This window comes from Argonema galeatum A003/A1 (genome assembly GCF_023333595.1).
GTDB lineage: Bacteria > Cyanobacteriota > Cyanobacteriia > Cyanobacteriales > Aerosakkonemataceae > Argonema > Argonema galeatum.
In genome coordinates, this window is record NZ_JAIQZM010000024.1 from 45796 (window position 1) to 68294 (window position 22499).

A 22499-nucleotide genomic window follows, 5' to 3' on the forward strand; every position below is an offset into this window, starting at 1 on the left:
CAGGTGAGATTTACCAATCCAAAATCTAAAATCCAAAATCTAAAATCTAAAATCTAAAATCTAAAATCAAGAGATGACGAACACCCCCAATCCAAATAACGAACCTCAGTCTAGTGCGAACCGCCGGATATGGCTGTTGTGGTTGAGCCGCACCGGATTTGCCTTTGGCGCGATCTTAGTAGTTGGCATAGCGGCTGGGGCGTGGTGGGCTTGGATGTTTGTCCAAAAACAGTTAGCCCCATTAGTCGAGAAAAATCTCAGTCAGAGTCTGAAACGACCAGTTTTACTGGGCAAAGTGGAACGTTTTTCGCTCAATGGACTGCGGTTTGGCGCGTCACAAATACCGGCGACGCCTACAGATCCAGACCGGGCCTCGGTGGGGGCGATCGATGTGGGGTTTAATATACCCCAGATGCTCCTCAACCGCACTTTACAGTTAGATCTTACCCTCGTCAATCCAGATGTTTATATCGAACAAGACAATAACAATCGCTGGATTGCAGGCCAAATTAGCGTAGCGTCAGGCAGCGGGCCAATCAAAACCGAAGTGCGATCGGTCCGGGTGAATAACGCTAAAGTCCTTTTGGTGCCCAATCCAAAACCTGCTAATCCCAGAGTCCCGGTAGGTATTGCTCAACTGAATGGTAACGCCGAATTTGTAGATAAAGGTCAGCGCATTCGGTTCGATATGGGCGGACAACTAGCTACCGGAGGGGATTTTAAGGTTTCAGGCGAACATCTGCCTCCCAGCCAGCAGACGAACTTGCAGCTGCAAGGTCAAAATCTTTTAATTACCGACCTCGATCGATTAGTCAAACTTCCGCTTAATTTGAGTGCAGGTCGGGTGGATGGCAACTTGACCGTCAGATATAACCCAGCACAGCCAATCTTTTTGCTGGGGATGGCACGCCTGAACGATGTTACCGCTCGATTCCCACAACTGCCAGCACCATTTAGCAATACTAATGGAGTACTAAACTTCAGCGGTCAGGAAATTAAGCTGGACAATGTAGCAACAAGGTTGGGTCAGATTCCGCTGCAAGCTAATGGTACTTTCCATACCCAAAATGGCTATGACATTTCCGCGCAAGTTCCGAATATACCATTAGGGAACATTACTCAGACTCTCAACCTGAAAACACCAGTACCGATAAGCGCGGAGGTGCGATCGCAAGTAAGGTTGACAGGGCCAACTAAAGCGCCCGTTCTCTTAGGTGAATTTACTACCACTAAGCCAGCCCTAGTTGATAAACTGCAATTCTCCTCAATAAGCGGTCGTTTTGCCTTTGCACCGGCGACAAATGAATTTGCGATCGCAAACTTGCAAGCCAAACCTACTGTTGGCGGTCAAATTACCGGCAAAGGCAACGTTAAACTCGGTCAAGGCGGCGGGATGGTATTCGATGCCGAAGTTCAGAACGTGCCAGGAGATGCGATCGCTCAACAGTACGGTGTAACTCTATCTCCATCTATAAAAATTGGCAATGTTTCAGCAAAGGCACAAGTATTCGGCCCTCTAAACGATATTCGGGTAGCGGCACGTTGGCAAGCTCCACAAGCTACTTATCCCGCAGCTGGAGAAGTGATTATAGCTAAGGGTCAGACGGTCTTACGCGATGCCACTTTCAAAGTTGCGACCAACACCCTGAAAGCAGCTGCTCGGATTGCCGACGGTCGCTGGGAAGCCCTTGTAGAAGGTTCCCAACTGCCAGTCAAGGATATTTTGGCACTGCTGCCAGAAAGTATCCCGGCACAGGAACAGAGGAGAAATTCCCAATCCCCAGTCCCAAATCCCCAGTCCCAAATCCCCACTCCGATACAGCAAGGGGTAGTTAGCGGTAGGGCAAAGCTTTCGGGAAGTTTAGCTTCATTTAAAATTGCAGATATTCAAGCGATCGCAGAAGGAAGCCTGCAAGTTGCTGGAGGCACTGTCCAATTGCGCCAAGGTTTATTGGAAAAAGGTCGCTGGCAAGCATTAGTGGGTGCTACTGGTGTCCAATTAGGACGTTTTGAACAAGTGCCAACCCAGTTGCAGCGATCGACTTTGAGCAACGGTCAGTTTAAATTAACTGGAAACATTGAATCATTTCAACTTGCAGACATTCAAGCGATCGGTCAAGGAAGCCTGAATCTTGCTGGTGGGACTGTGCAAATTGTCCGAGGTGGACTTCAGAATGGTGCGTGGGATGCGATCGTCAAAGCTACAGGCGTCAATCTAGGACAATTGGCACAAGTACCAGCGCAAGTCCAAGGGCCGTTTAGCGGTCAATTCCGCGTAGGAGGAAACCTAAACTCAAGCGAATTGGGAACAATTCAAGCCGTCGGACAAGGAAATCTGGGGTTTGCTGGTGGCAATCTGCAAATTCGGGAATTACAGTTGAATCAGGGTAATTGGCGAGCGAATATTGCCGCTTCTGGCGTGCAGTTGGGGCGTTTGGCACAAGTACCAACCCAGTTGCAGAGTTCTGTTTTTAACGGACAAGTGGTATTAGCAGGAAACCTGGATTCCCTTAAAGCGCCGACCGATAAATCTAAATCACCATTATCGCAAATTCAAGCTATTGCCAAAGGAAATCTGCAAGTTGCTGGTGGGAATGTCCGAATTCGTCAAGCGCAGCTAAATGAAGGTAATTTTCAAGCTGATGTCGTTGCGTCTGGCGTACAACTCAATCGTTTTCCACAAGTACCACCACAATTACAAAGTTCTTTTAGCGGTGAACTGCAATTAGCAGCAAACTTAGATACGCTTACAGCAGAATCAAATAAATCACCTTTATCCCAAATTCAAGCAAGAGGTCAAGGAAATCTGCAAGTTGCTGGTGGGAATGTCCGAATTCGTCAAGCACAGCTAAATGAAGGTAATTTTCAAGCCGATGTCGTTGCGTCTGGCGTACAACTCAATCGTTTCCCACAAGTACCACCACAATTACAAAGTTCTTTTAGCGGTGAACTGCAATTAGCAGCAAACTTGGATACGCTTACAGCAGATTCTAATAAATCGCCGCTATCTCTTATTCAAGCAAGAGGTCAAGGAAATCTTCAAGTTGCTGGTGGTAATGTTCAAATTCGTCAAGCAGAACTGAATGAAGGTAATTTTCAAGCTGATGTCGTTGCGTCTGGCGTACAACTCAATCGTTTTCCGCAAGTACCCAAGCAGTTACAAAGTTCTTTCAGCGGTGAACTGCAATTAGCAGGAAACTTAGATAGGCTGACAACACAATCTGATAAATCACCTTTATCGCAGATTCAAGCAAGAGTTCAGGGAAATCTTCAATTTGCTGATGGTAATTTGCAAATTCGTAAAGCCGAACTGAATGAAGGGAATTTTCAAGCCGATCTCGTTGCTTCTGGCGTACAACTCAATCGTTTTCCGCAAGTACCAACCCAATTACGCGGTTCTTCTTTTAGCGGTGAACTGCAATTGGCAGGAAATTTAGATACCCTTACCGATAAGTCGAATAAATCACCTTTATCCCAAATTCAAGGAAGAGTTCAAGGAAATCTTCAGCTTGCAAGTGGTAGCATTCAAATTCGAGATGCACAGCTAAATAAAGGTAATTTCCAAGCTGATATTGTTGCTTCGGCGGTACAACTAAGTCGTTTTCCGCAAGTACCAACCCAATTACGCGGTTCTTCTTTTAACGGTGAACTGCAATTAGCAGGAAACTTGGATAACCTTAACGATAAATCGCCTTTATCGCTGATTCAAGGAAGAGTTCAGGGAAATCTTCAGAATGTTGCTGGTGGTAACGTTACTATTCGCCAAGTACAGATAGATAGAGGTAATTTCCAAGCTGATGTTTCCCTCGCACAAGTTCAACTCGATCGCTTTTCCGATCAGTTGCGAGGACGGTTTAATGGCGACCTCAAGTTAGCTGGAAATTTAGCTTCTCTTACCGCAACAAATAGTTCGCCTTTATCAGCTATCCAAGCTGCCGGACAGGTAAACTTTTCTCAAGGTGTTGCTTCTATTCAAGGGCCGATCGCAGCTACATTTAAGTGGGATGGACGACAGTTGCTGCTCGAAAATTTGACTTCGCCGGGATTAAATGCTAGTGGAGTAATTGCTGCCAATTTCGATAGAAATAATCGACCAACTATTACCGCAGTAGATCTTAATGTAGATGCAAACAATTTAAATTTGCGAACTTTACCTATCCAGCTTCCTAATAATATAGCTTTAGCTGGTAGTGCTGATTTCAAAGGTCGGATATCGGGAACGCCTACATCTCCAAATGTGGCGGGTAATCTGCGACTGCAAAACTTTGTTATCAATGGCTTCGATTTCGATCCAATTTTAACTGGTGATGTAGAAGTAATAGCGGGTCGAGGAGTAAAATTAGATGTAGTAGGTACACAAGATAGAATTGCCGTTGAGTTGGATCGGAATTATAACCCAGTAACATTTTCTATCCGTCGCGATGATACGGTGGCAGAAGGCACAAAGCAGGGAGATTTGTTACAGGTGAATGTGCAAAATTTCCCGATCGCAACTTTGAAAGATTTGGCTACCAATGTAGCAACACTACCGCCACAAGTTGCTAGAGAACGAGTAAATGGGCAACTTTCTGGTAATTTTGTTGTGAATTTAAATGAGAGAAGTGTTGTTGCGAATAATGTTGCGATCGCACAACCGGGAATTGGTAATTTCAAAGCAGATTCGTTAAGTGGAGATTTCCGTTACGCCAATGGAATAGGAGAAATTACCAATGCTGTGTTAAGGCAAGGCGAGAGTAGCTACGGAGTTACTGGTCGGATCACTCCAACAGATTTTCAAGCTAGAGTTCAAGTCGAACAAGGAAAAATTCAGAACGTTTTAACAGCGTTCAATTTGTTAAATTTGCAAGCCGGACGAGGGCGAGCCAACAATGGTAGGGCAGCTAATGTTCAAACAGTTCCTGTTGGCATACCAGAGGCTCCTCTGCTGACGCAATTGCGTCGTTTCTCAGAAATAGAAGCTTTGCTGCAACAGCAGCGTACTCGCCGTCGCGAGACAAATCGAATACCTGATATAACAGAGTTAACGGGGAATTTTAGCGGTAGTATCGGAGTTTCTGGATCTTTAACTTCAGGTATTAATTCTTTACCGACTGGTTTGGAGGTGAGTTTCGATTTAAACGGGAAAGATTGGGAACTAGGTGATTATAAATTCAATCAAGTGACCGCGCAAGGTAGTTTTTTAAATGGAGTTCTGCGGGTAAATCCTTTACAAATTAAGTATAACGATGCCCTATTAGCTTTCACTGGAAATCTTGGGTTACAGCAACAATCAGGTCAGCTACAATTACAAAACTTTCCTGTTGATGTCATCAAGAACTTTGTGCCTTTGCCAGTTGAGATTACAGGTAAGCTGAATGGTACAGCTAACTTGGCAGGTACTTTAGAAAATCCGCAGGTGATCGGCGACCTGACTTTAGTGCAGGGAACTTTGAGCGGAACGCCAGTACAGTCGGCGAAAGCAATTTTCAGATATGACAATGCGAGGTTGAATTTTAATTCTGAGGCAGTTGTACAACCGCCACAACCAATTTTAATTTCTGGTAGCATACCGTATCAGTTACCTTTCTCTTCAGTTAAACCTGATAGCGATCGCATCAGCCTGGATGTGAATGTGGAAAATGAAGGGCTAGCGCTGTTAAACTTGTTAAGTCGCGGACAAGTTTCATGGCAAGGCGGTCAAGGTAAAGTACAGCTACAGGTGCGGGGTACGTTATCCGCGCCGCAGATCACGGGAATTGCGACGGTGCAGAATGCTACGATCGCAGCTGTAGTGCTACCCGCACCGCTGACGAATGTGGCGGGAAGTGCAAGGTTCGATCGCGATCGCATTGTCGTAGAAAATCTTGCCGGTAGCTTCAGTAAAGGCGCTGTCGCAGCACAAGGAACGATCGCAATATCCAGACGGCTTCCCTCACAAGATCCCGATCGGGCCAATCCCCTCAATGTTACGCTGAACAATCTAACAATCAATCTCAAAGGGCTGTATCGGGGTGGCGTGAACGGTAATGTAGTAATTACGGGCACAGCTTTTGCACCCCAAATTGCCGGTAAAGTTGAACTGGCTAATGGTGAAGTGTTTTTAGGACAGCAACAAGAAAACCCTCAAACTGTGGCGCAAAGTGGAACTCCTACTTCCCAATCCCCCATCCCCGGTTCCCGTCCCATAGTTCCAGAATTCAACAATTTGCAATTAACCCTAGCCAACAACGTCAATGTTACCCGACAACCGCTATTTAGTTTCCGGGCTACAGGTGACCTGACAGTGAATGGGTTGTTAGGAAATCTGGAACCAAAAGGTACAATCCGATTGCGGCGAGGTCAAGTGAATTTGTTTACCACCCAGATGACCTTAGACCGCGACTACACGCAAACTGCTGTGTTTGTACCAGATCGAGGACTCGACCCGATTTTAGATGTGCGCTTAGTCACTACTGTACCGGAGGTGACTGGAAGTCGGTTGCCAACTTCTTCTATCTCTTCTGAGGTTGCTGATGTTCCCACTACAGGCTTTTTTGGCAGCGTGGAAACAGTTCGCGTTATAGCCAGAGTTCAAGGGCCAGCCAGTCAATTGGGCGATAACCTAGTGCTGACAAGCAATCCGCCGCGCACAGAGGCGGAAATTGTGGGCTTAATTGGGGGTGGATTTGCACAGAATTTGGGCCGGGGCGACAGTAGTTTGGGGCTTGCTAATTTGGCAGGTTCTGCGGTGCTATCCAATCAGCAAATTCAGGGGACAATTACTGCGATCGGACAGGCATTTGGCCTGAGTGAATTGCGCTTATTTCCCACAGCTATCACTACAAACAGAGAAGACAGATCTCGCAGTTCGACGCTAGGTTTAGCCGCAGAAGCGGTCGTTGATATTACTCGTCAACTTTCTGCTTCTGTGTCCAAAGTTCTCACCACCGATCAACCCTTACAGTACAACTTGCGCTATCGAGTAAATAGCAATATTCTGCTGCGAGGTTCGACGGATTTGTCAGGTGAAAGTAGAGGGGCAATTGAGTTTGAAAGGAGATTTTAGATTTTGAATTGGCTATTTAGGTTATGGAATGTCAAAGAAGTTACAGATAGTTTGGAGTGCAAAAATGCCCTATAGCGAATTCACAACGATCGTTAAAGCTATCGAAACCTTCAATCTCACCATTGAAGAAAGCCGATTTTTCCCGAATGTTGACACGATCGCACCTTCAGCAATCCTCGCAGGTTATCTAGAAGATACCTTGCCTGTAGTAGCTTTTGGTAGTGAAAAAGCTCGCTCTGAAGGCATTATTTATCCAGTTTTGATAGAAGTCAGGCGCATCCTCAACAAACAAGTCTCTGTATTCTCCGGTGAGGATTTCACTGTCGATGAAAGCGTTGGACTCAACGGCGTTGTTGACTTCCTCATCAGCAGATCCCCACAAGAGATCGCCATTTTTGCTCCGGCTATAGCGATCGTAGAAGCCAAAAAAGCCGATTTGAAAACAGGATACGGTCAGTGTGTTGCTGAAATGGTAGCTGCACAGCGATTCAATTTAAAAAAGGCACAACCCATCTCAACAATTTACGGCTGCGTAAGCAGCGGAACGCAGTGGCGATTCCTCAAACTAGAAGAGGAGATGGTGACGATCGATCCCTTCGATTATCCGCTTCCCCCAGTCGAGCAAATTTTGGGCTTTATGGTGTGGATGGTCAGCTCGGCTGAGCAAAAAGGGGCTAGTACCGCGTAGCGGAAGTCAAAAGTCAAAAGTCAAAAGTCAAAAGTTATACTCCGCACGGGCACAAACTGTTATTTTTGATTTGTAGGGGCGAAGCATTCCGGTAAATATCTTTGTGTTCAACCAACAAATTAATACGGTCATGCTTCGCCCCTACTGCGGGGTTAAAAAAGCTCGTTCTATGACCGTGCTAAGTATACATTAAGTAGGGTGCGTCAGAGCGATAAAATTAGCGCTCATCTCCAAAATTCTGGGATATGACGCACCCTACAGCCTAAAAAAATACCTCAATTTTGTCTATGATACTAGAAGTCGCAATTTTTGATGTTAAACCCGGTACGACCGCCGAGTTTGTAACTGCTTTCAAAGTAGCCTCAAGCATTATTTCTTCTATGTCAGGGTATATCTCTCATGAACTTCAACGCTGTATAGAAACCGAAAACCGTTACATTCTACTTGTGCGCTGGGAGAGATTAGAAGACCACACCGTTGGATTTCGTCAATCACCAGAGTATCAAGAGTGGCGTAACTTGCTACATCACTTCTACGATCCATTTCCGAGTGTGGAACATTATGAAGTCGTGCCAAATTTTTAGGGATCTTCCGTACTTACTATGCTATTTGAGCAGAGGGGCAGAGGGGGCAGAGGGGCGGAGGAGAAAAGAAATAAAAATGTTCTTACATTGGGAACCGCTGTATCATATCCTTACGCATCGGTTACCTAAAAAATTCGTGTGATTATTCTTATCTGCGTTTATCTGCGTTCATCTGTCTTCATCTGCGGTAAAAAATTAACCAACGATAACAACAGACAATTTGACGATATCACTCTTACACTACCGATGCAACCGGACATGATATCAACACTTTAGCTTGGTTTTTTATTGCCAACCTACTAAATTATTCTATTTTGCTGTTTTGATAACTTGAGATTCAAAATCGATAACCCCAATATCAACAAAAACAGCACCAACCCAATTGTACAAGCATAGCTGATTTCCAAATTTTCAAAAGCTTGTTCGTAAAGATAATAAACAATTGTTTTGGAACTATTTCTCGGCCCTCCCTGCGTCATAATATAAACTTCTTCAAAGACTTTTGTAGCAGAAATTGCCGAAATTACTGCTACTAACAATAGATAGGGTTTCATCAACGGTACTGTGATATCCCAATGTTTGCTAATCCCATCAGAACCATCGATCGCAGCCGCTTCATACAAATCTATTGGTATAGATTGCAACCCAGCTAGGTAAATGACCATGTAGTAGCCCAACCCCTTCCAAACCGTTACCGCCATGACGCTGAAAATCGCCCATTTAGGACTGGTTAGCCAGGGAATACCCTCTTTAAAGCCAATATGTGCCAGAAATTGATTCAGCAGACCGTTTTCTGCATAAAGCCACTTCCAGGCAATCCCGGCAACCACCATTGAAATGATAACGGGAGTATAATAAGATGCTCTAAACCAAGCAATTCCACGCATTTTTTGGTTGACTGATATTGCCAAACCTAAAGGCAAAACAACTAAAATTGGCACAACGCAGACAAGATACAGCACAGTATTCCCCAAGGTTTTCCAAAATACTGGATCTGTCCACAAACGGCGGTAATTAGCAAAGCCTATCCACTGGGGTGGTTGACTGAGGTCGGTATAATTTGTCAGCGAGAGGTAAAAAGCTTGACATACAGGCCAAAAGACGGTTAGCCCTAAGAGAAAGAGGGCAGGTAGCAAAAATAGGTAGGGGGTTAAACGTTGTTTGATGGGAGTCAAGTATGCTTTTAGCCGTGGATTTTGTAGCTGATCGTGGGGAAGGGGTAAGGCCATCTTTCCAGGCCATAGGTAAGTAAATTTACTGACTGGATATTGTTCGGTTTATGTAAATTTTTGCTATAAGGGAAAGCGAGCGCGTGACTTTCATCTCTCTTAAGTATATTGTATTAGAGGTTATCCTCTGTCCTTAGAAAGAGATCTTGTACTGCCAAAGCACTTGCGTAGTATTTTATTAGGCATACCTAACAATGTCGGTACAGGTGCTTTGTTTCTACGGATTGGTGTTTGGGCCTCTGTTTGGCAGCATTGCCGCGATCGCATTTATCGAGCTAGGTTACCAGATTGCAACAACCACTACCAGTATCCACCCCATCACCACCCCAAGAAATATTCTGCTCCCGTCAATTCGTAGAATGGTTACAGTCAGAGCAGATTAGTCTTGGCTTCACCACTTATCAAACTTCGCGACTAATTTTGGCAGGGGTGAATCCACAGGGGCAACTTTCGGGATTTGAGCGTTTGTTCGATCGCGCGATGGGGCTATATGCTACCACCGAACGCCTTTATCTGAGTACAAAATACCAGTTGTGGCAACTGGATAACGCTTTAGCACCAGGGCAATTATACAACGGATACGACAAACTCTACGTACCCCGCATTGGCTACACCACCGGAGATTTGGATATCCACGATGTAGCTATCGCTACCCCACCCCCAACCCCCTCCCCGTTGACGGGGAGGGGGCTAGAAGAACCCCCCCTTTTTAAGGGGGGGCAGGGGGGGATCGTATTTGTCAGCACTTTACTTAATTGTCTGGCAACAGTGAGCGATCGGCACAGCTGCACCCCACTCTGGAAACCCAAATTTATCTCCAAAATCGTCAACGAAGACCGCTGTCACCTCAACGGCTTAGCAATGGTAGACGGACAACCCCGTTTTGTCACCGCTTCCAGTCGTTCCGATGTAGTAGATGGTTGGCGAGACAAACGACGAAATGGCGGTGTGGTAATCGACGTACCCTCTAACGAAATCATCCTCAGTGGGTTAAGTATGCCCCACTCGCCCCGATTTTATCAGGGTAACCTGTGGCTCCACAATTCTGGCACTGGGGAATTTGGTTATATAGATTTACAAGCCGGAAAATTTGAGCCAGTCGCTTTTTGTCCCGGTTACCTGCGAGGCTTGACATTTTGGAAAAATTATGCAGTAGTGGGATTATCCAAACCAAGAGGCGGGGATCGGACTTTTTCTGGGTTATCTTTAGATGAGCAATTAATTGCCAAAGACACCGAACCTCGTTGCGGTTTGATGGTAATTGAACTCACTACGGGAAACGTTCTGCATTGGTTGCGCCTGGAAGGAATAATTACCGAATTGTACGACGTGCAAGTGATATCAGGAGTGCAAAGACCGATGGCTTTAGGTTTTCAAACAGATGAAATTTCCCGGTTGCTGACGCTGGGAACTGCGGATTGGGGACTAGAGGAATGAACAATTTCAAATTTTAGATTTCCGATTTCAAATTTTAAATTTCCGATTTCAGATTGAAATAAAATCTAAAATTCTCCTCTTCTCTTTCCCAATAACTAATAACAAATCAAGTAGAAAAAAATGCTAGTAATAATTGACCCCAGAGTAGAAGCTTATCAAATGCTCGCAGCGGGTGTCCGCAGCAGCGCCAAAGTTATAATTATTGACCCGAATTTTGATGGGATAGAACAAATTACAGAGGCATTAAATAATTATCCCGCCTCTAGCTTGCACATCGTTTGTCACGGCGAACCGGGTTGTCTGCATTTGGGAAAGACCCCTCTCAACGAGGCTTCCTTAGCACAATATCAAAATTTATTCTCTTGCGGACTCGACATCTATATACATAGCTGCAACGTCGCCGCCGGAGAAATAGGTGCCAACTTCCTCCAACAACTCCACCAACTTACCGGCGCAAATATTGCCGCCTCCGCGCACCGAGTCGGTCACCCCAGCAAAGGCGGAACTTGGCACTTAGAACACCGCCTCGGTAACCTCCTCCCCGATTTATCCCCCCCTGCCTTTTTGCCAGAAACATACAGCCTCTACCCAGGCGTTTTCCCAGCTTCCTTTGGTGACGCCACTAATTTCAGCGTCGGAAGTAATCCGTATGCCGTCTCCACAGGGGACTTAAACGGCGACGGCAGGCTCGATATCGCAGCAGCGAACTATGGAACCAGCAACGTCAGTGTGTTGCTCAACACCATCCCCACGGTCACCATTGCCCCTGGAGATGCACCCAACGAATCGGGGCCTACCGACGGTACATTTACCGTCACCCTGGATAACCCCGCACCAGCTGGGGGTTTGACTGTTAACTTCAACACAACAGGAAGTACAGCCACTTTTGCAAGCGATTACAGTTTTGACTTAGCTAATAGCATCGATATCACCGCAGTAACCGCCACCAGCTTCACAATTGCAGCGGGTTCCACCAGCGCCATCCTAGTGGTAAAACCCGTAGAAGATGCGGTAATAGAGGCTGTTGGGGAAACAGTAAAAGTCAACCTCACCGCCAGTCCTAACTATATCTTGGGACAAACTTCCGGCAGTAGTATCGAGTTTACCCCCCCGACCAACTTTGTGGCGGGGATGAGTCCCAATACCGTCACACTGGGAGACTTCAACTCTGACGGCAAGCTCGACATGGCAACGGCGAACTTTGGCTCCAACAACGTCAGTGTGCTGTTGGGGAATGGGACAGGCAGTTTTAGCCCGGCTACTAACTTTGATGTGGGAACCAATCCCTTTGACGTTACTGTGGGAGATTTCAACTCGGACGGCAAACTCGACATAGCAGCGACGAACTCCAAGTCCAACAACGTCAGTGTGCTGTTGGGGAATGGGACAGGCAGTTTTGGCTTGGCGACCAACTTTGATGTGGGGGCCGGTCCGTTTATCATCAACGTGGCGGACTTTAACTCTGACGGCAAGCTGGACATCGTAGCGGCGAACAATAGGTCTAACAACGTCAGTGTGCTATTGGGTAATGGGACGGGCAGTTTCAGTGCTGCTACCAACTTTGCTGTGGAGACTAAACCCGGTTTCGTCAGCGTGGGAGATTTGAACGGCGACGGTAAGCTGGATATGGCCGTGGCGAACTATGGGTCCAGCAACGTCAGTGTGCTGTTGGGTAATGGGACGGGCAGTTTCAGTGCTGCTACCAACTTTGCTGTGGGGGCTAATCCCCTGGCCATCAAAGTGGCAGACTTCAACTCTGACGGTAAGCTAGACATCGCCGCGCCGAACGAGAACTCCAACAATGTCAGTGTGCTGTTGGGTAATGGGACAGGCAGTTTTGGCTCTCCTACTAACTTTGATGTGGGGACTAAACCCGTTTCCATCACCGTGGAAGACTTGAACGGCGACGGTAAGCTGGACTTGGTAACGGGGAACTATAAGTCCAGCAACGTCAGTGTGTTATTGGGTAATGGGAGGGGAAGTTTTAGTCCGGCTATCAACTTTGATGTTGGGATGCAGCCCTTTGGAGTCGCTCTGGGAGACCTGAACGGCGACGGTAAGCTGGACATGGCTGTGGCGAACTATGGGTCCAGCAACGTCAGTGTGCTGTTGAATAACAACCAACCCACCGCAACTCTGACAATTTTAGATGAGCTTCCCTCTGTCTCGCTTGACCCCAATCAAGTTAATAACACGCAAGTTGGTAATGGCAGCAACGATACCCTCATCGGTAGTGCTATTAATGACGCGCTTTATGGCACGGCTGGTGATGATTTGCTTGATGGCAAAGCCGGTAACGATAATTTATTTGGCGGTCAAGGTAATGATACTGCTTTTGGTGGTAGCGGTCGCGATTGGATTTCGGGTGACAAAGGCAATGACTTGATCAACGGTAACTCTGGTAACGATGTTCTCAATGGTAATTCTGGCAATGATACTATCCGGGGCGGTCAAGGTAGCGATTTGGCACATGGGGGTAAAAATGATGACCTGATGTTTGGTGAAAAGGGCGATGACTCTCTCTATGGTGATTTGGGGAATGATACGATATTTGGCGGTGGCAATGAGGATTTGATTAACGGTAATGCTGGCAATGACAGTATTGCTGGCGAAGATGGGAATGATATTCTTTACGGTGGTAAAGATAATGATACGCTGATTGGCGGTGGTGGTAATGATTTGCTTTCTGGTGATTTAGGTAATGATTTACTGACAGGCGATAGTGGTAATGACACTTTTGTCTTGGCAATTGGAAAAGGCTCTGATACAATTAGCGATTTCCAAGATGGTCGAGATTTAATTGGGTTGGCTGGTGGTTTGACTTTTGAACAGTTGACTTTAGCGCAAAGCGATAATAACACTATTATTAGTGTGAAAGCTGGTGGCGAATTGTTGGCTACTTTGAATGGGATACAAGTTAATGCGATCGGACTCCCGGATTTTATCGCTCTTATCTAGTCAAATCGGCTGCGGTAGTAGCACAGCAACAACAGTGTTATTCTCTGTCAGATTTACATTTGGTATGTAGTTGCGCTTCAGCGCTCTTTAAGATAGCGCTGAAGCGCAACTACATACCTAAATTCGCAATCACCACTTACTAGCGATCGGCATTCGCCAACCAGTACCAAAAGCGCGATCGGTTATTTTTAATCCCGGCGGTGCTTGTCGTCGTTTGAATTCAGCCCGCGCCACCATTTTTATAACTCGTTTCACCACATCTGGATCGTGTCCGGCGGCAACAATTTGTCCAGGTAATTGATGGTCGTGAATCAAGCGCTGCAAAATATCATCTAAGATATCATAAGGTGGCAGAGAATCTTGGTCTACTTGACCTGGTTTGAGTTCGGCGCTGGGTGCTTTAGTGAGGATATTATTAGGGATAATTTCGCCGTTGCGATTCAGCCACTTGCACAAAGAGTAAACGCGGGTTTTGGGAACATCGGCAATTGCCGCCAATCCGCCATTCATATCGCCGTAAAGGGTACAGTATCCAACGGCCATTTCTGATTTGTTGCCAGTGGAGAGGAGGAGATAGCCGAATTTGTTTGCGATCGCCATTAATAGATTACCGCGAATCCGCGATTGAATATTCTCCTCGGCAATACCGAACTCTGTCCCAGCAAACAAATCTTCCAAATTTTTGTCGTAAGCTTGCATCAAAGGGCCGATCGGCAGTGTGTGAGTTTTGATGCCAATACGATCGGCTAACGCCAAAGCATCCGTAACTGAGTGATCGGAACTGTAGGGAGAAGGCATGAGGACGCCCAAAACATTTTCTGCACCCAAAGCTGACGCTGCAATGGCTGCAACTAATGCCGAATCTACTCCTCCACTCAAACCGATCGCAACTTTAGAAAACCCGCATTTCCGGGCATAATCTCGCACTCCCAACACCAACGCCGACCAAATTTCCTCCTCTTGACAATCTGGTAGCTGTGCCACAGATGCCGGTTGTACAGATGCGAAATCTCCTGTTTCCGCATCAAAATCTACCAACACTAAATCTGTTTCAAACCCACAGGCGCGACACACTACTTCGCCTGTATGATTCAAGGCAAAACTGTTACCATCAAAAATTAAGTCATCGTTCCCACCCACCTGATTAGCATAGATAATGGGTTGATTGAAGCGTGTAGCTGAATGCCGCAACATCGCTTCCCGCAATAATTGTTTCCCAGCACTATAAGGCGATGCCGATAAATTCACAACCAAATCTACACCCAACCGGGCTAAGTCAGTAATAGGATTAATGTTATAACTGAGTTTACCCCAAAATTCTTCATCATTCCATAAATCTTCGCAGATGGTTACACCTATTTTCAGTTTATTTAGCGATTCCCCTTTTTCTAGAGTGAGGGTGAAGAAATTAGGCTGAAGTCCGGGCTCAAAATAGCGGTCTTCATCAAATACATCATAAGTAGGCAGTAAGCGTTTGTGGAAGATTTGTTGCACTTTGCCTTCTTCTAACCAAGCGATGCTGTTGAATAGGGATTTACCGCCATTGGTGTACGCTTTTGGATTCGGTTCTACTGTTCCTACCAACACGGCTAAATTGGGTGGCAAATCTTTGGCTAGCTGTTGCAAAGTAGTTGCCATCGCCTCGACAAAGCTGGGGTCTAGCAACAAATCCCGTGGCGGATATCCACAGAGGGAAAGTTCCGGGGTCAATAACAAACGGACACCCAAATCAGATGCTTGTTTGGCAGCATTGAGAATTTGTTGGGCGTTATCGGTGAGGGCCCCGATTGTGGGGTTGAGTTGAGCGATCGCAATTTTCATGACTAATCACCAGCACGACACGAATATACACTAACAACTGACAACTGACAACTGACAATTGACAATTGACAACTGACAACTGACCAAAAAACTAAATAAAAACCAGTGGTTTATCCTTTAACGGTGCAAAAGCTTCGGCATCAAAGCGATACAAACTAGCGGGACGACCGGCACCACGCGATACTTTTATACCCGTGTCGCACAAAAATCCCAACTTTAGCAGACGGGCGCGAAAATTGGAATAGTCGGAAAAGTTTTCTCCTAGAACAGTTGTGTAAAATTGATAAAGATCGCTCAAAGTGAAAACCTCCGGTAATACATCAAAAGCAACGGGACTATACTCTAATTTATTTCGCAAACGTCGATAGCCATACTCCAAAATTTCATTGTGATCGAAGGCTAATGGCGGTATCTGTTTAATGGGATACCAGGCAATACCGCTAACGCCATCGGCAATCAGTTCGGCTTCCGCAAATCGTACTAACGCAAAATAGCTTACTGCTAAATAACGAACTCCAAAACTATCTGGTGCTTCTCTAGGATCGCGACCCGGCCCTCCGAAGCTATACAATTGTTCTAAGTAGAGATTTTTTACCCTGATTTTCTCGGCGAGAATCCGATCGGCTGCATCTTCTAGAGATTCTCCTTTTCTTACCAGTGTTCCCGGTAAACACCACTGCCCTAAGTATGGTTCGTCATCTCGCATTACTAATAGAACCAGCAGTCGATTTTGCTCGGTATCGACTGAGAAAATTACGTTATCAACACCGACTTTGAAGTCGGCTAATGCCTGTTTTTTTAACGTATCTGCAACCTTTTTTGTGCCGCGTCCTGACATTCGTACAAATGCTCTCGATAAATATATGCCTCTATGGGAGGCGTTAATGCTTCTGTGTCTCCATTTTCACGATAAGCTGTAGAGGAAACATCTGGGCCGGTGAGAGTTGCGATCGCTACAGAGGCTCCCATCTCCCTAAGCCGCACCAAAGCAGCATCTTCTATGGTAGATCCAGGTCTGGGCACCACTAGCAGATCCACTTGTCGCAACAAATCTTCAACTCGATACCAACGCGGCAGCTGAGTAACGAGATCGGCCCCAATCACTAGGGTCAGTTCTGCAAAAGGCCATTTTGCCTTTGCTTTCTCGACTGTCTCCAAAGTTCTGGGGCTGCTCAGTTCTTGATGCAAACCGATGTTGTACCGGGGAGGGTTAATATCCTCAATCAATAAGCTTAACATTGCGGCTCGGTGTTCTAGGGGCGTCTGGTGAGATTTAAAAGGATTGTTAGATGCCCAGACTGCCACCCAGTCATAGTTTTGCGATAGCCAACTCAGAATTGCTTGATGTCCGGCTGTCGGCGGATCGGCGCTAGTACCAAAAAGAGCAATTTTGTTCATTAGGGGCTAGGGGCTAGCGTTTTGTTTTTTGGGTTAAATTTAGCAGTGCATCGGAGATTTCTACGGGTGGGGAAGTTGGGCGATCGATCTGACGAGCTTGGGGTGGTAGACTAGCAACCGAGGCAGCAGTGCGATCGCGTATTTGCTCTAAAGTTTCATCCCACAAGCGCTTACCATCTTGGAACGCTAACTGTAACAAAGGCTGTTCTTCCTCTGAATTTTCTGTTAGGAGTCCCAGTCTATCTGATTGAAAAAGACCGTTTTCAAAACGACGAAAGATTTGCTTGCGACCGGGATAAGTAGTTTTATTGCTAGACTGTTTCATAGTAGGAATGCCATCAATTTCTACAAGTTTATAGACTCCATTTACAGGCGAACCAGTAACCAGTTTAGTTCCCAATCCATAACCGTCGATGCAAGCACCCGCACTCTTTAATCGAGCAATTTCCCACTCGTCTAAATCTCCGCTGGCAAAGATGGGAACGTTGGGTAAGAGCGATCGCACTTTTTGGGATAATGCAACTAAATCGCCAGAATCTAACCGCACACCAGACAATTTCATCTCGCCTGAGTTTACCCGTTCTGTTAACATTTCGGCAGCTGCGATCGCATCATAAGTGTCAATCAACAAGGGCGCACCCGGAAAATATCGGTGAAACGCTGTAAACGCCTCCGCCTCGCTACCAGATGTCGCCGCTAAGGCCATCACTAAAGAATGAGCCATCGTACCGCTAGGCTTTTGACCGAGTTTAACAGCAGCCAGTACATTTGATGTGGCATCCAATCCAGCTGCCAACGCTGCACGAGCTGCCCACACAGAAGCCTGGGGACTAAAGGCACGTCTGGTGCCAAATTCCAGCAACATTGCTTCTGGGCCAGCCACATCTCGCACCCTAGCTGCTTTTGTGGCAATCAAAGTCTGGTAGTTAATAGTGTTGAGCAGGTAAGTTTCCACCAGCTGAGCCTGCCACAAGGGTGCTTCCACTCGCAGCAGCGGCTCGTTGGCAAATACTGCCGTTCCCTCTGGTACTGCCCACACATCGCCAGTGAAACGGGTTTCTGCTAAAAGCGACCAAAATCGATCTGGTACGCGATCGAAAATCCCTGTAGCTTGCAAAGCTTCTATCTGGCTTGGGCTAAAGCGGAATTTCTCTAGGTAGTCCAAGGCTTGTTGCAAGCCCATCGCGATTAAATAGCCAAAACCTTCTGGTAATCGGCGCACAAATAGCTCAAAGCTTGCTTGTCGTCGATCTAGACCTTCACCTACGTAGCAGGCTGCCATTGTCAGCTGATACAGGTCGGTCAAAAGGCTGTAATCTTCAGAACAGACGGTGAGTTCCTTGTCTTGTGCCGTTTCAGTTCGATCGAGATTGGCAAGGTGCAGGCGGTTACGGTCAGGGGCAATTTTCATGGCCCAGGTTCCTAGCGTGGTTGGTTGCTACGATTATAGTAGCTTTTACCATAATAGTGTCAAGGGATTTTGATTAAAGATTTTGCAAAGCTAGACCTTATGGGGATATTTTTGCTGATTGCAGCTATTTATACAATTTTCTTAATAGTATTTTTAGTTTAAATTCTGCCCCTCTGCCCCTTAAGAGGGGCAGAGGAGCAGAGGGGCAGAGGAGCAGAGGAATAAAAATGTTATTTCTTTAACAAAAGCATAACAACTCTCAAAGAGCCGAGGATGTAAACTGGAAATTAGTTGTTTTCAACTTACTCGATTAATAAGGACAAATAGATATAACGAAACTTTAAGAAATTATAGAGTTTTGACCATAGACCCAATAGTTATGTGAATATAAGCAAAGTATTGCAAACATAGTCAAAGAAGTGTTGCAAAGTCGCTCCAAACCTCTAAAATTATCAATAATTGAAGTTAGAGATATTTAAATTATCTCGCCTCTCAATACTAGAACGGAAGGAAAAATTATATGACTATTTACCAAATGTTGGACAGCGTAACTCTATTTTTCTCGGCAGTAGCGCGAATTTTTAGCCCGACTGACGATGCTTATCCAGAAATAGGCGTACAACCCTTTGATGGTGACAGCTTCAAGGAATCGAATACATCGGATTGGTAGTTGATTGGAGGTAAGTGTTATACGGAATCCCCTTCAATGATCCCCTTATATCGATCTGCTGTAGAGAGGTTTCATGAAACCTCTCTACAATGTTGGGCTTGTATTTTTTTTGCGAATGCTTATACCCTAAAAAATCGCTATAATTACTGGTGTATCGCTTGCGGCTGGTTACTCCCTTGGGGTCAGAAGATTATCTATTATTCTTTTTACCCTCTGCTCCTCTGCACAAGCGCCCCTCTGCGGCTTTATAGATATTCTTGAGAGCGGGAAAGGAGTAAGCTGTTGTGCTTGGGAGTTCACTAAATCGTAATTACCTGGGTTGCCGTTGCATGAGGCGGTGGTATCCCATTCAAACTCAGCCAATAGAAATACGCTAAACCCAATTACGATTCCAGTGGTGAGAAACTGCCAAAGTCCAACGTAAGGGAGAATCAATATACCCAAGAGGTGAATTAAACTGGTGAGTAGGAAAGTGCGCGATCGCATTGCGAACCCAGTATAAGCGTAACCCAAAGCACTCAAACCCAACCACAAAGGACACAGCCCCATCAAAACTTCCCCCCAATTAAAGAAGATACTCAAGTCAGTCACCACAAGACCGCCCAGCATCAAAATTGCCCAGCAATAAATAATGGACTTAAAAGGCTCCTCGTTCATCCAACCCCGCGTTAACTTCCACATCGCTACTGTGCCGAAAAGGGTGAGAACTGTCCACAGAAAGGCTTGCAGTGTCCAGTCTATCGGGAAAAATTGTGCTGTGGCAAAAATTGCCACCGAGATCGCAGCCCACAAAATACAAGCTTGATCCAACTTGGTATAAAAGGTTGAATATAAGGTCATGTTTCCTATCTGTAAATTGACGCGCCACGCTCCAGGTAAATCCTGAAAATTGACATTTTTTGGTTTGCGACGCAGAGGGGGTATGGTGGTGTTGAAAAAAGTCATAAACTTAGAGGTTGTTAAAAAAGTACTGTTGTTCTTTACTAATGATTTATACTCGCTCAGAAAGGTTGGTGCTTTTATCTATCGGAAGAAATGAGCTAACTTGTGTTTAACTCTCTCAATCGAAATAATTATTAAGTTATGGGCTGCATCTGGGTCTTTCGGAATCCGGCCTGCTAATGTTCATAAGGAACATTTTTGTAGCGACACGGTATCATAAATATGTCGAAAGCAGAAGCTTTTGTGTCAAAAAATCATTATCAAGCCTGGTTAACTACTCCCTTTTTCTTAAAGCCCGCGCAGGCGGGCTTGGTTTGTGTAGCCGCGACTTTAGTCGTCTGGTAAAAAAGGCCCGATCGCATTCCCGCCTCACAGGTAGCCAAGGGCTTTCAACCCCAGCCGCAAACGGCTGAGCTGCATCAAGACGGAAGTAATGAGGTTTCAAGAAGTATTATTAATTTATTGTAACATTAATAAATATTAAGTAATTTATAATTCGGTTTTTCTTAAAAAAATAATTAGTATAAAAAAGCACAATATGTCATATTTTGTAGAGTGCGTTAGCTAAGTAGCAGCTGGCTTAAGAAAAAACCCAGTGCAGCACTGCCGATCGGAACTGTGAGATTATCGATACCCAACTTGGAGAAAGCTTCTAAGGCGGTAGCAACTATGGCGACGGGTATTGGTATTATCCACGTTTGCCATATATTACCTTGCGCCACCAGCAAAATCAGACTGCTAACGGCATAGCTGACGAGTACCATTGTCAGGGAACCTTCCCAACTTTTTTGAATGTCCCAAACTTTGTAGGGATGTTTGCCAAATCGCTGCCCAATCAGGGCTGCGAGTCCATCCCCCCAAGTCATGACCAAAATCCCCAAAGCGGCGTACTGGGGTTGTTGCAACGGCCAAAACCAAGCAGTTAAAATACCTATACTGATTGCGTAAAAGAATGTTCCTAAGCTTTTGCGCCCGACGCTGTTGACACCGGGTAGGATCGGAAACTTGTAGGACAAAAGGGTAACTGCACTGGCTAGAATTGAAGCGGTAATCCCTACCCAAGCGGGGATTTGCAGCCACCATGCCAGCAGAATCACTTGTCCGGTGCCAATGTGAACTACTTTGCGAATTTTTTCTGGATCGGTGTTGGTGTAGCGATGTAGCAATTCGGCGGTTAAAACAACCGCGCCTACCCAGATTGCGGCGATCGCAATATGGAACCAGAGAGGGGGAATTTGACCGAAAGGTGGCACTGTGTTATGGAAAGATTTAAGTGAATCCTTATTTACACTGTATTAGATCTGGTTACCAATATGAAAACGTTACTGATTTGGCTGATTCAAGGCTATCGGATGTTTGTTTCGCCCTTGTTTCCGCCCAGCTGTCGCTATACTCCCACTTGTTCCCAGTACGGTATGCAGGCGATCGAGCGATTTGGCCCATTGCGCGGCAGTTGGATGACGATTCTGCGGATATTGCGCTGTCATCCCTTCCACCCCGGCGGTTACGATCCGGTGCCAAGTTTGGATAATCCTGGAAAAAAAGATTCCCATCTTTGATGGAGATGGGTGATTGTTAGTTAAGTTATTCAACCACTCCTTTAATGGAAGTGGATTTATTTTTTATATATTTTCCTGATTTTGTGCTGCTTTTCGTCTGGCATTTCCTCTTTGTCGTGCTTCTTCAAAACTGCTTTGATTTTCTGCTTCTAATCGTGCATTCAATTCGTCCAAGTCGGTAATCAAAACATCCCATCGTTTGATGACTTCGCGCATTTTAGCGACAGAACGCGCTCTAGTTTCTGGGTCAGGAATTCTCGGTTGATTAGTCATGGCAAATTCCAGTTCCTCTTGATTTCTTCGATACTGGCAGCGGTGGCTGGTAAGGCAGCAGTAGCTTCATTAATAGATCGAGCAAGCAATTCTAGCATATCACGGCTAGCTACAGGTTGCGCGTCATAAATACGTCGCAAAGTCACATAAAACCGAGAATAATATGAATCTGCTTCAATCCCTGAAAGGGATTATAGGTGATTTCAACGTATAAACCTTTGACTCTTTCTCTATGAATAAAATGATGTTTCAATCCCTGAAAGGGATTATAGGTGATTTCAACTCAACGAGAATTGGAGCGCTGTTTCCAATGGGAGAAAGTTTCAATCCCTGAAAGGGATTATAGGTGATTTCAACGTGGGGGGATCGACCAAGCGAAGCGCGGAAGGTTTCAATCCCTGAAAGGGATTATGGGTGATTTCAACCCTCTTCACCTTTACTGTTGAGCTTGCACTTAACTGTTTCAATCCCTGAAAGGGATTATGGGTGATTTCAACAAAGAAAA

Annotated in this window: 16 protein-coding genes and 1 CRISPR repeat array (1 of these 17 running past the window's edge); of the genes, 7 read left to right on the plus strand and 9 right to left on the minus strand. The window is 45.6% G+C overall.

Annotation, left to right across the window (positions count from 1 at the left end; genetic code table 11):
• Positions 1–73: 73 nt before the first annotated feature.
• From LAY41_RS22045 to LAY41_RS22055, 3 genes are all read left to right on the plus strand, one after another.
• Positions 74–7024 carry a translocation/assembly module TamB domain-containing protein gene (locus LAY41_RS22045; RefSeq protein ID WP_249102929.1) on the plus strand — a complete coding sequence of 2317 codons (6951 nt, stop codon included), beginning with the start codon at positions 74–76 and terminating at the stop codon, positions 7022–7024.
• 28 nt (positions 7025–7052) lie between these two features.
• Positions 7053–7712, plus strand: a complete 660-nt coding sequence (locus LAY41_RS22050; RefSeq protein WP_338023042.1) for a hypothetical protein — start codon at positions 7053–7055, stop codon at positions 7710–7712.
• A gap of 287 nt (positions 7713–7999) precedes the next feature.
• A complete protein-coding gene (locus LAY41_RS22055) occupies positions 8000–8296 on the plus strand; it encodes an antibiotic biosynthesis monooxygenase family protein (RefSeq protein ID WP_249102930.1) in 297 nt (98 codons plus the stop codon).
• Positions 8297–8595: 299 nt separating this feature from the next.
• Here the strand turns inward: LAY41_RS22055 and LAY41_RS22060 are convergent, their stop codons facing one another.
• Positions 8596–9525, minus strand: coding sequence for a carbohydrate ABC transporter permease (locus tag LAY41_RS22060; RefSeq protein ID WP_249102931.1), 930 nt, complete (start codon positions 9523–9525; stop codon positions 8596–8598).
• 288 nt (positions 9526–9813) lie between these two features.
• On the opposite strand from LAY41_RS22060, the gene LAY41_RS22065 reads away from it, so the two are divergent.
• Together LAY41_RS22065 and LAY41_RS22070 are read left to right on the plus strand one after the other, a co-directional pair.
• Positions 9814–10962 carry a TIGR03032 family protein gene (locus LAY41_RS22065; RefSeq protein ID WP_249102932.1) on the plus strand — a complete coding sequence of 383 codons (1149 nt, stop codon included), beginning with the start codon at positions 9814–9816 and terminating at the stop codon, positions 10960–10962.
• Between the two features lie 120 nt (positions 10963–11082).
• Positions 11083–13920, plus strand: a complete 2838-nt coding sequence (locus tag LAY41_RS22070; RefSeq protein ID WP_249102933.1) for an FG-GAP-like repeat-containing protein — start codon at positions 11083–11085, stop codon at positions 13918–13920.
• 129 nt (positions 13921–14049) lie between these two features.
• On the opposite strand, the gene LAY41_RS22075 is transcribed toward LAY41_RS22070, so the two are convergent.
• The 4 genes from LAY41_RS22075 to LAY41_RS22090 all read right to left on the minus strand — a co-directional run bounded on the left by LAY41_RS22075 (position 14050) and on the right by LAY41_RS22090 (position 18550).
• Complete coding sequence (locus tag LAY41_RS22075) at positions 14050–15741, minus strand: NAD+ synthase (protein ID WP_249102934.1); 1692 nt, start codon at positions 15739–15741, stop codon at positions 14050–14052.
• Positions 15742–15832: 91 nt separating this feature from the next.
• Positions 15833–16579 (minus strand): NUDIX hydrolase, encoded by a 747-nt coding sequence (locus LAY41_RS22080; protein ID WP_249102935.1) that lies wholly within the window; start codon positions 16577–16579, stop codon positions 15833–15835.
• A complete protein-coding gene (locus tag LAY41_RS22085; protein WP_249102936.1) occupies positions 16540–17139 on the minus strand; it encodes a nicotinate-nucleotide adenylyltransferase in 600 nt (199 codons plus the stop codon). Before LAY41_RS22085 ends, LAY41_RS22080 begins: the two co-directional genes overlap by 40 nt.
• A 13-nt stretch (positions 17140–17152) precedes the next feature.
• Positions 17153–18550: a nicotinate phosphoribosyltransferase gene (locus LAY41_RS22090; protein WP_249102937.1), complete on the minus strand. Its 1398-nt coding sequence runs from the start codon at positions 18548–18550 to the stop codon at positions 17153–17155.
• A 520-nt stretch (positions 18551–19070) separates the two neighbouring features.
• On the opposite strand from LAY41_RS22090, the gene LAY41_RS22095 reads away from it, so the two are divergent.
• On the plus strand, positions 19071–19220 hold the full coding sequence (locus LAY41_RS22095; RefSeq protein ID WP_249102939.1) for a hypothetical protein: 150 nt from the start codon (positions 19071–19073) through the stop codon (positions 19218–19220).
• Positions 19221–19388: 168 nt separating this feature from the next.
• Here the strand turns inward: LAY41_RS22095 and LAY41_RS22100 are convergent, their stop codons facing one another.
• Both LAY41_RS22100 and LAY41_RS22105 read right to left on the minus strand, forming a co-directional pair.
• On the minus strand, positions 19389–20165 hold the full coding sequence (locus LAY41_RS22100) for a hypothetical protein (RefSeq protein WP_249102941.1): 777 nt from the start codon (positions 20163–20165) through the stop codon (positions 19389–19391).
• A gap of 557 nt (positions 20166–20722) precedes the next feature.
• A complete protein-coding gene (locus tag LAY41_RS22105; protein WP_249102943.1) occupies positions 20723–21415 on the minus strand; it encodes a diacylglycerol/polyprenol kinase family protein in 693 nt (230 codons plus the stop codon).
• Positions 21416–21475: 60 nt separating this feature from the next.
• On the opposite strand from LAY41_RS22105, the gene yidD reads away from it, so the two are divergent.
• A complete protein-coding gene (gene yidD, locus LAY41_RS22110) occupies positions 21476–21721 on the plus strand; it encodes a membrane protein insertion efficiency factor YidD (RefSeq protein ID WP_249102945.1) in 246 nt (81 codons plus the stop codon).
• 63 nt (positions 21722–21784) lie between these two features.
• Here the strand turns inward: yidD and LAY41_RS22115 are convergent, their stop codons facing one another.
• Both LAY41_RS22115 and LAY41_RS22120 read right to left on the minus strand, forming a co-directional pair.
• Positions 21785–21994, minus strand: coding sequence for a hypothetical protein (locus tag LAY41_RS22115; RefSeq protein WP_249068664.1), 210 nt, complete (start codon positions 21992–21994; stop codon positions 21785–21787).
• Positions 21991–22140: a hypothetical protein gene (locus LAY41_RS22120; RefSeq protein WP_249102946.1), complete on the minus strand. Its 150-nt coding sequence runs from the start codon at positions 22138–22140 to the stop codon at positions 21991–21993. Before LAY41_RS22120 ends, LAY41_RS22115 begins: the two co-directional genes overlap by 4 nt.
• A 25-nt stretch (positions 22141–22165) precedes the next feature.
• Positions 22166–22499: direct repeats of the CRISPR family, unit length 37 nt; unit sequence GTTTCAATCCCTGAAAGGGATTATAGGTGATTTCAAC; it runs 3284 nt beyond the window's last position.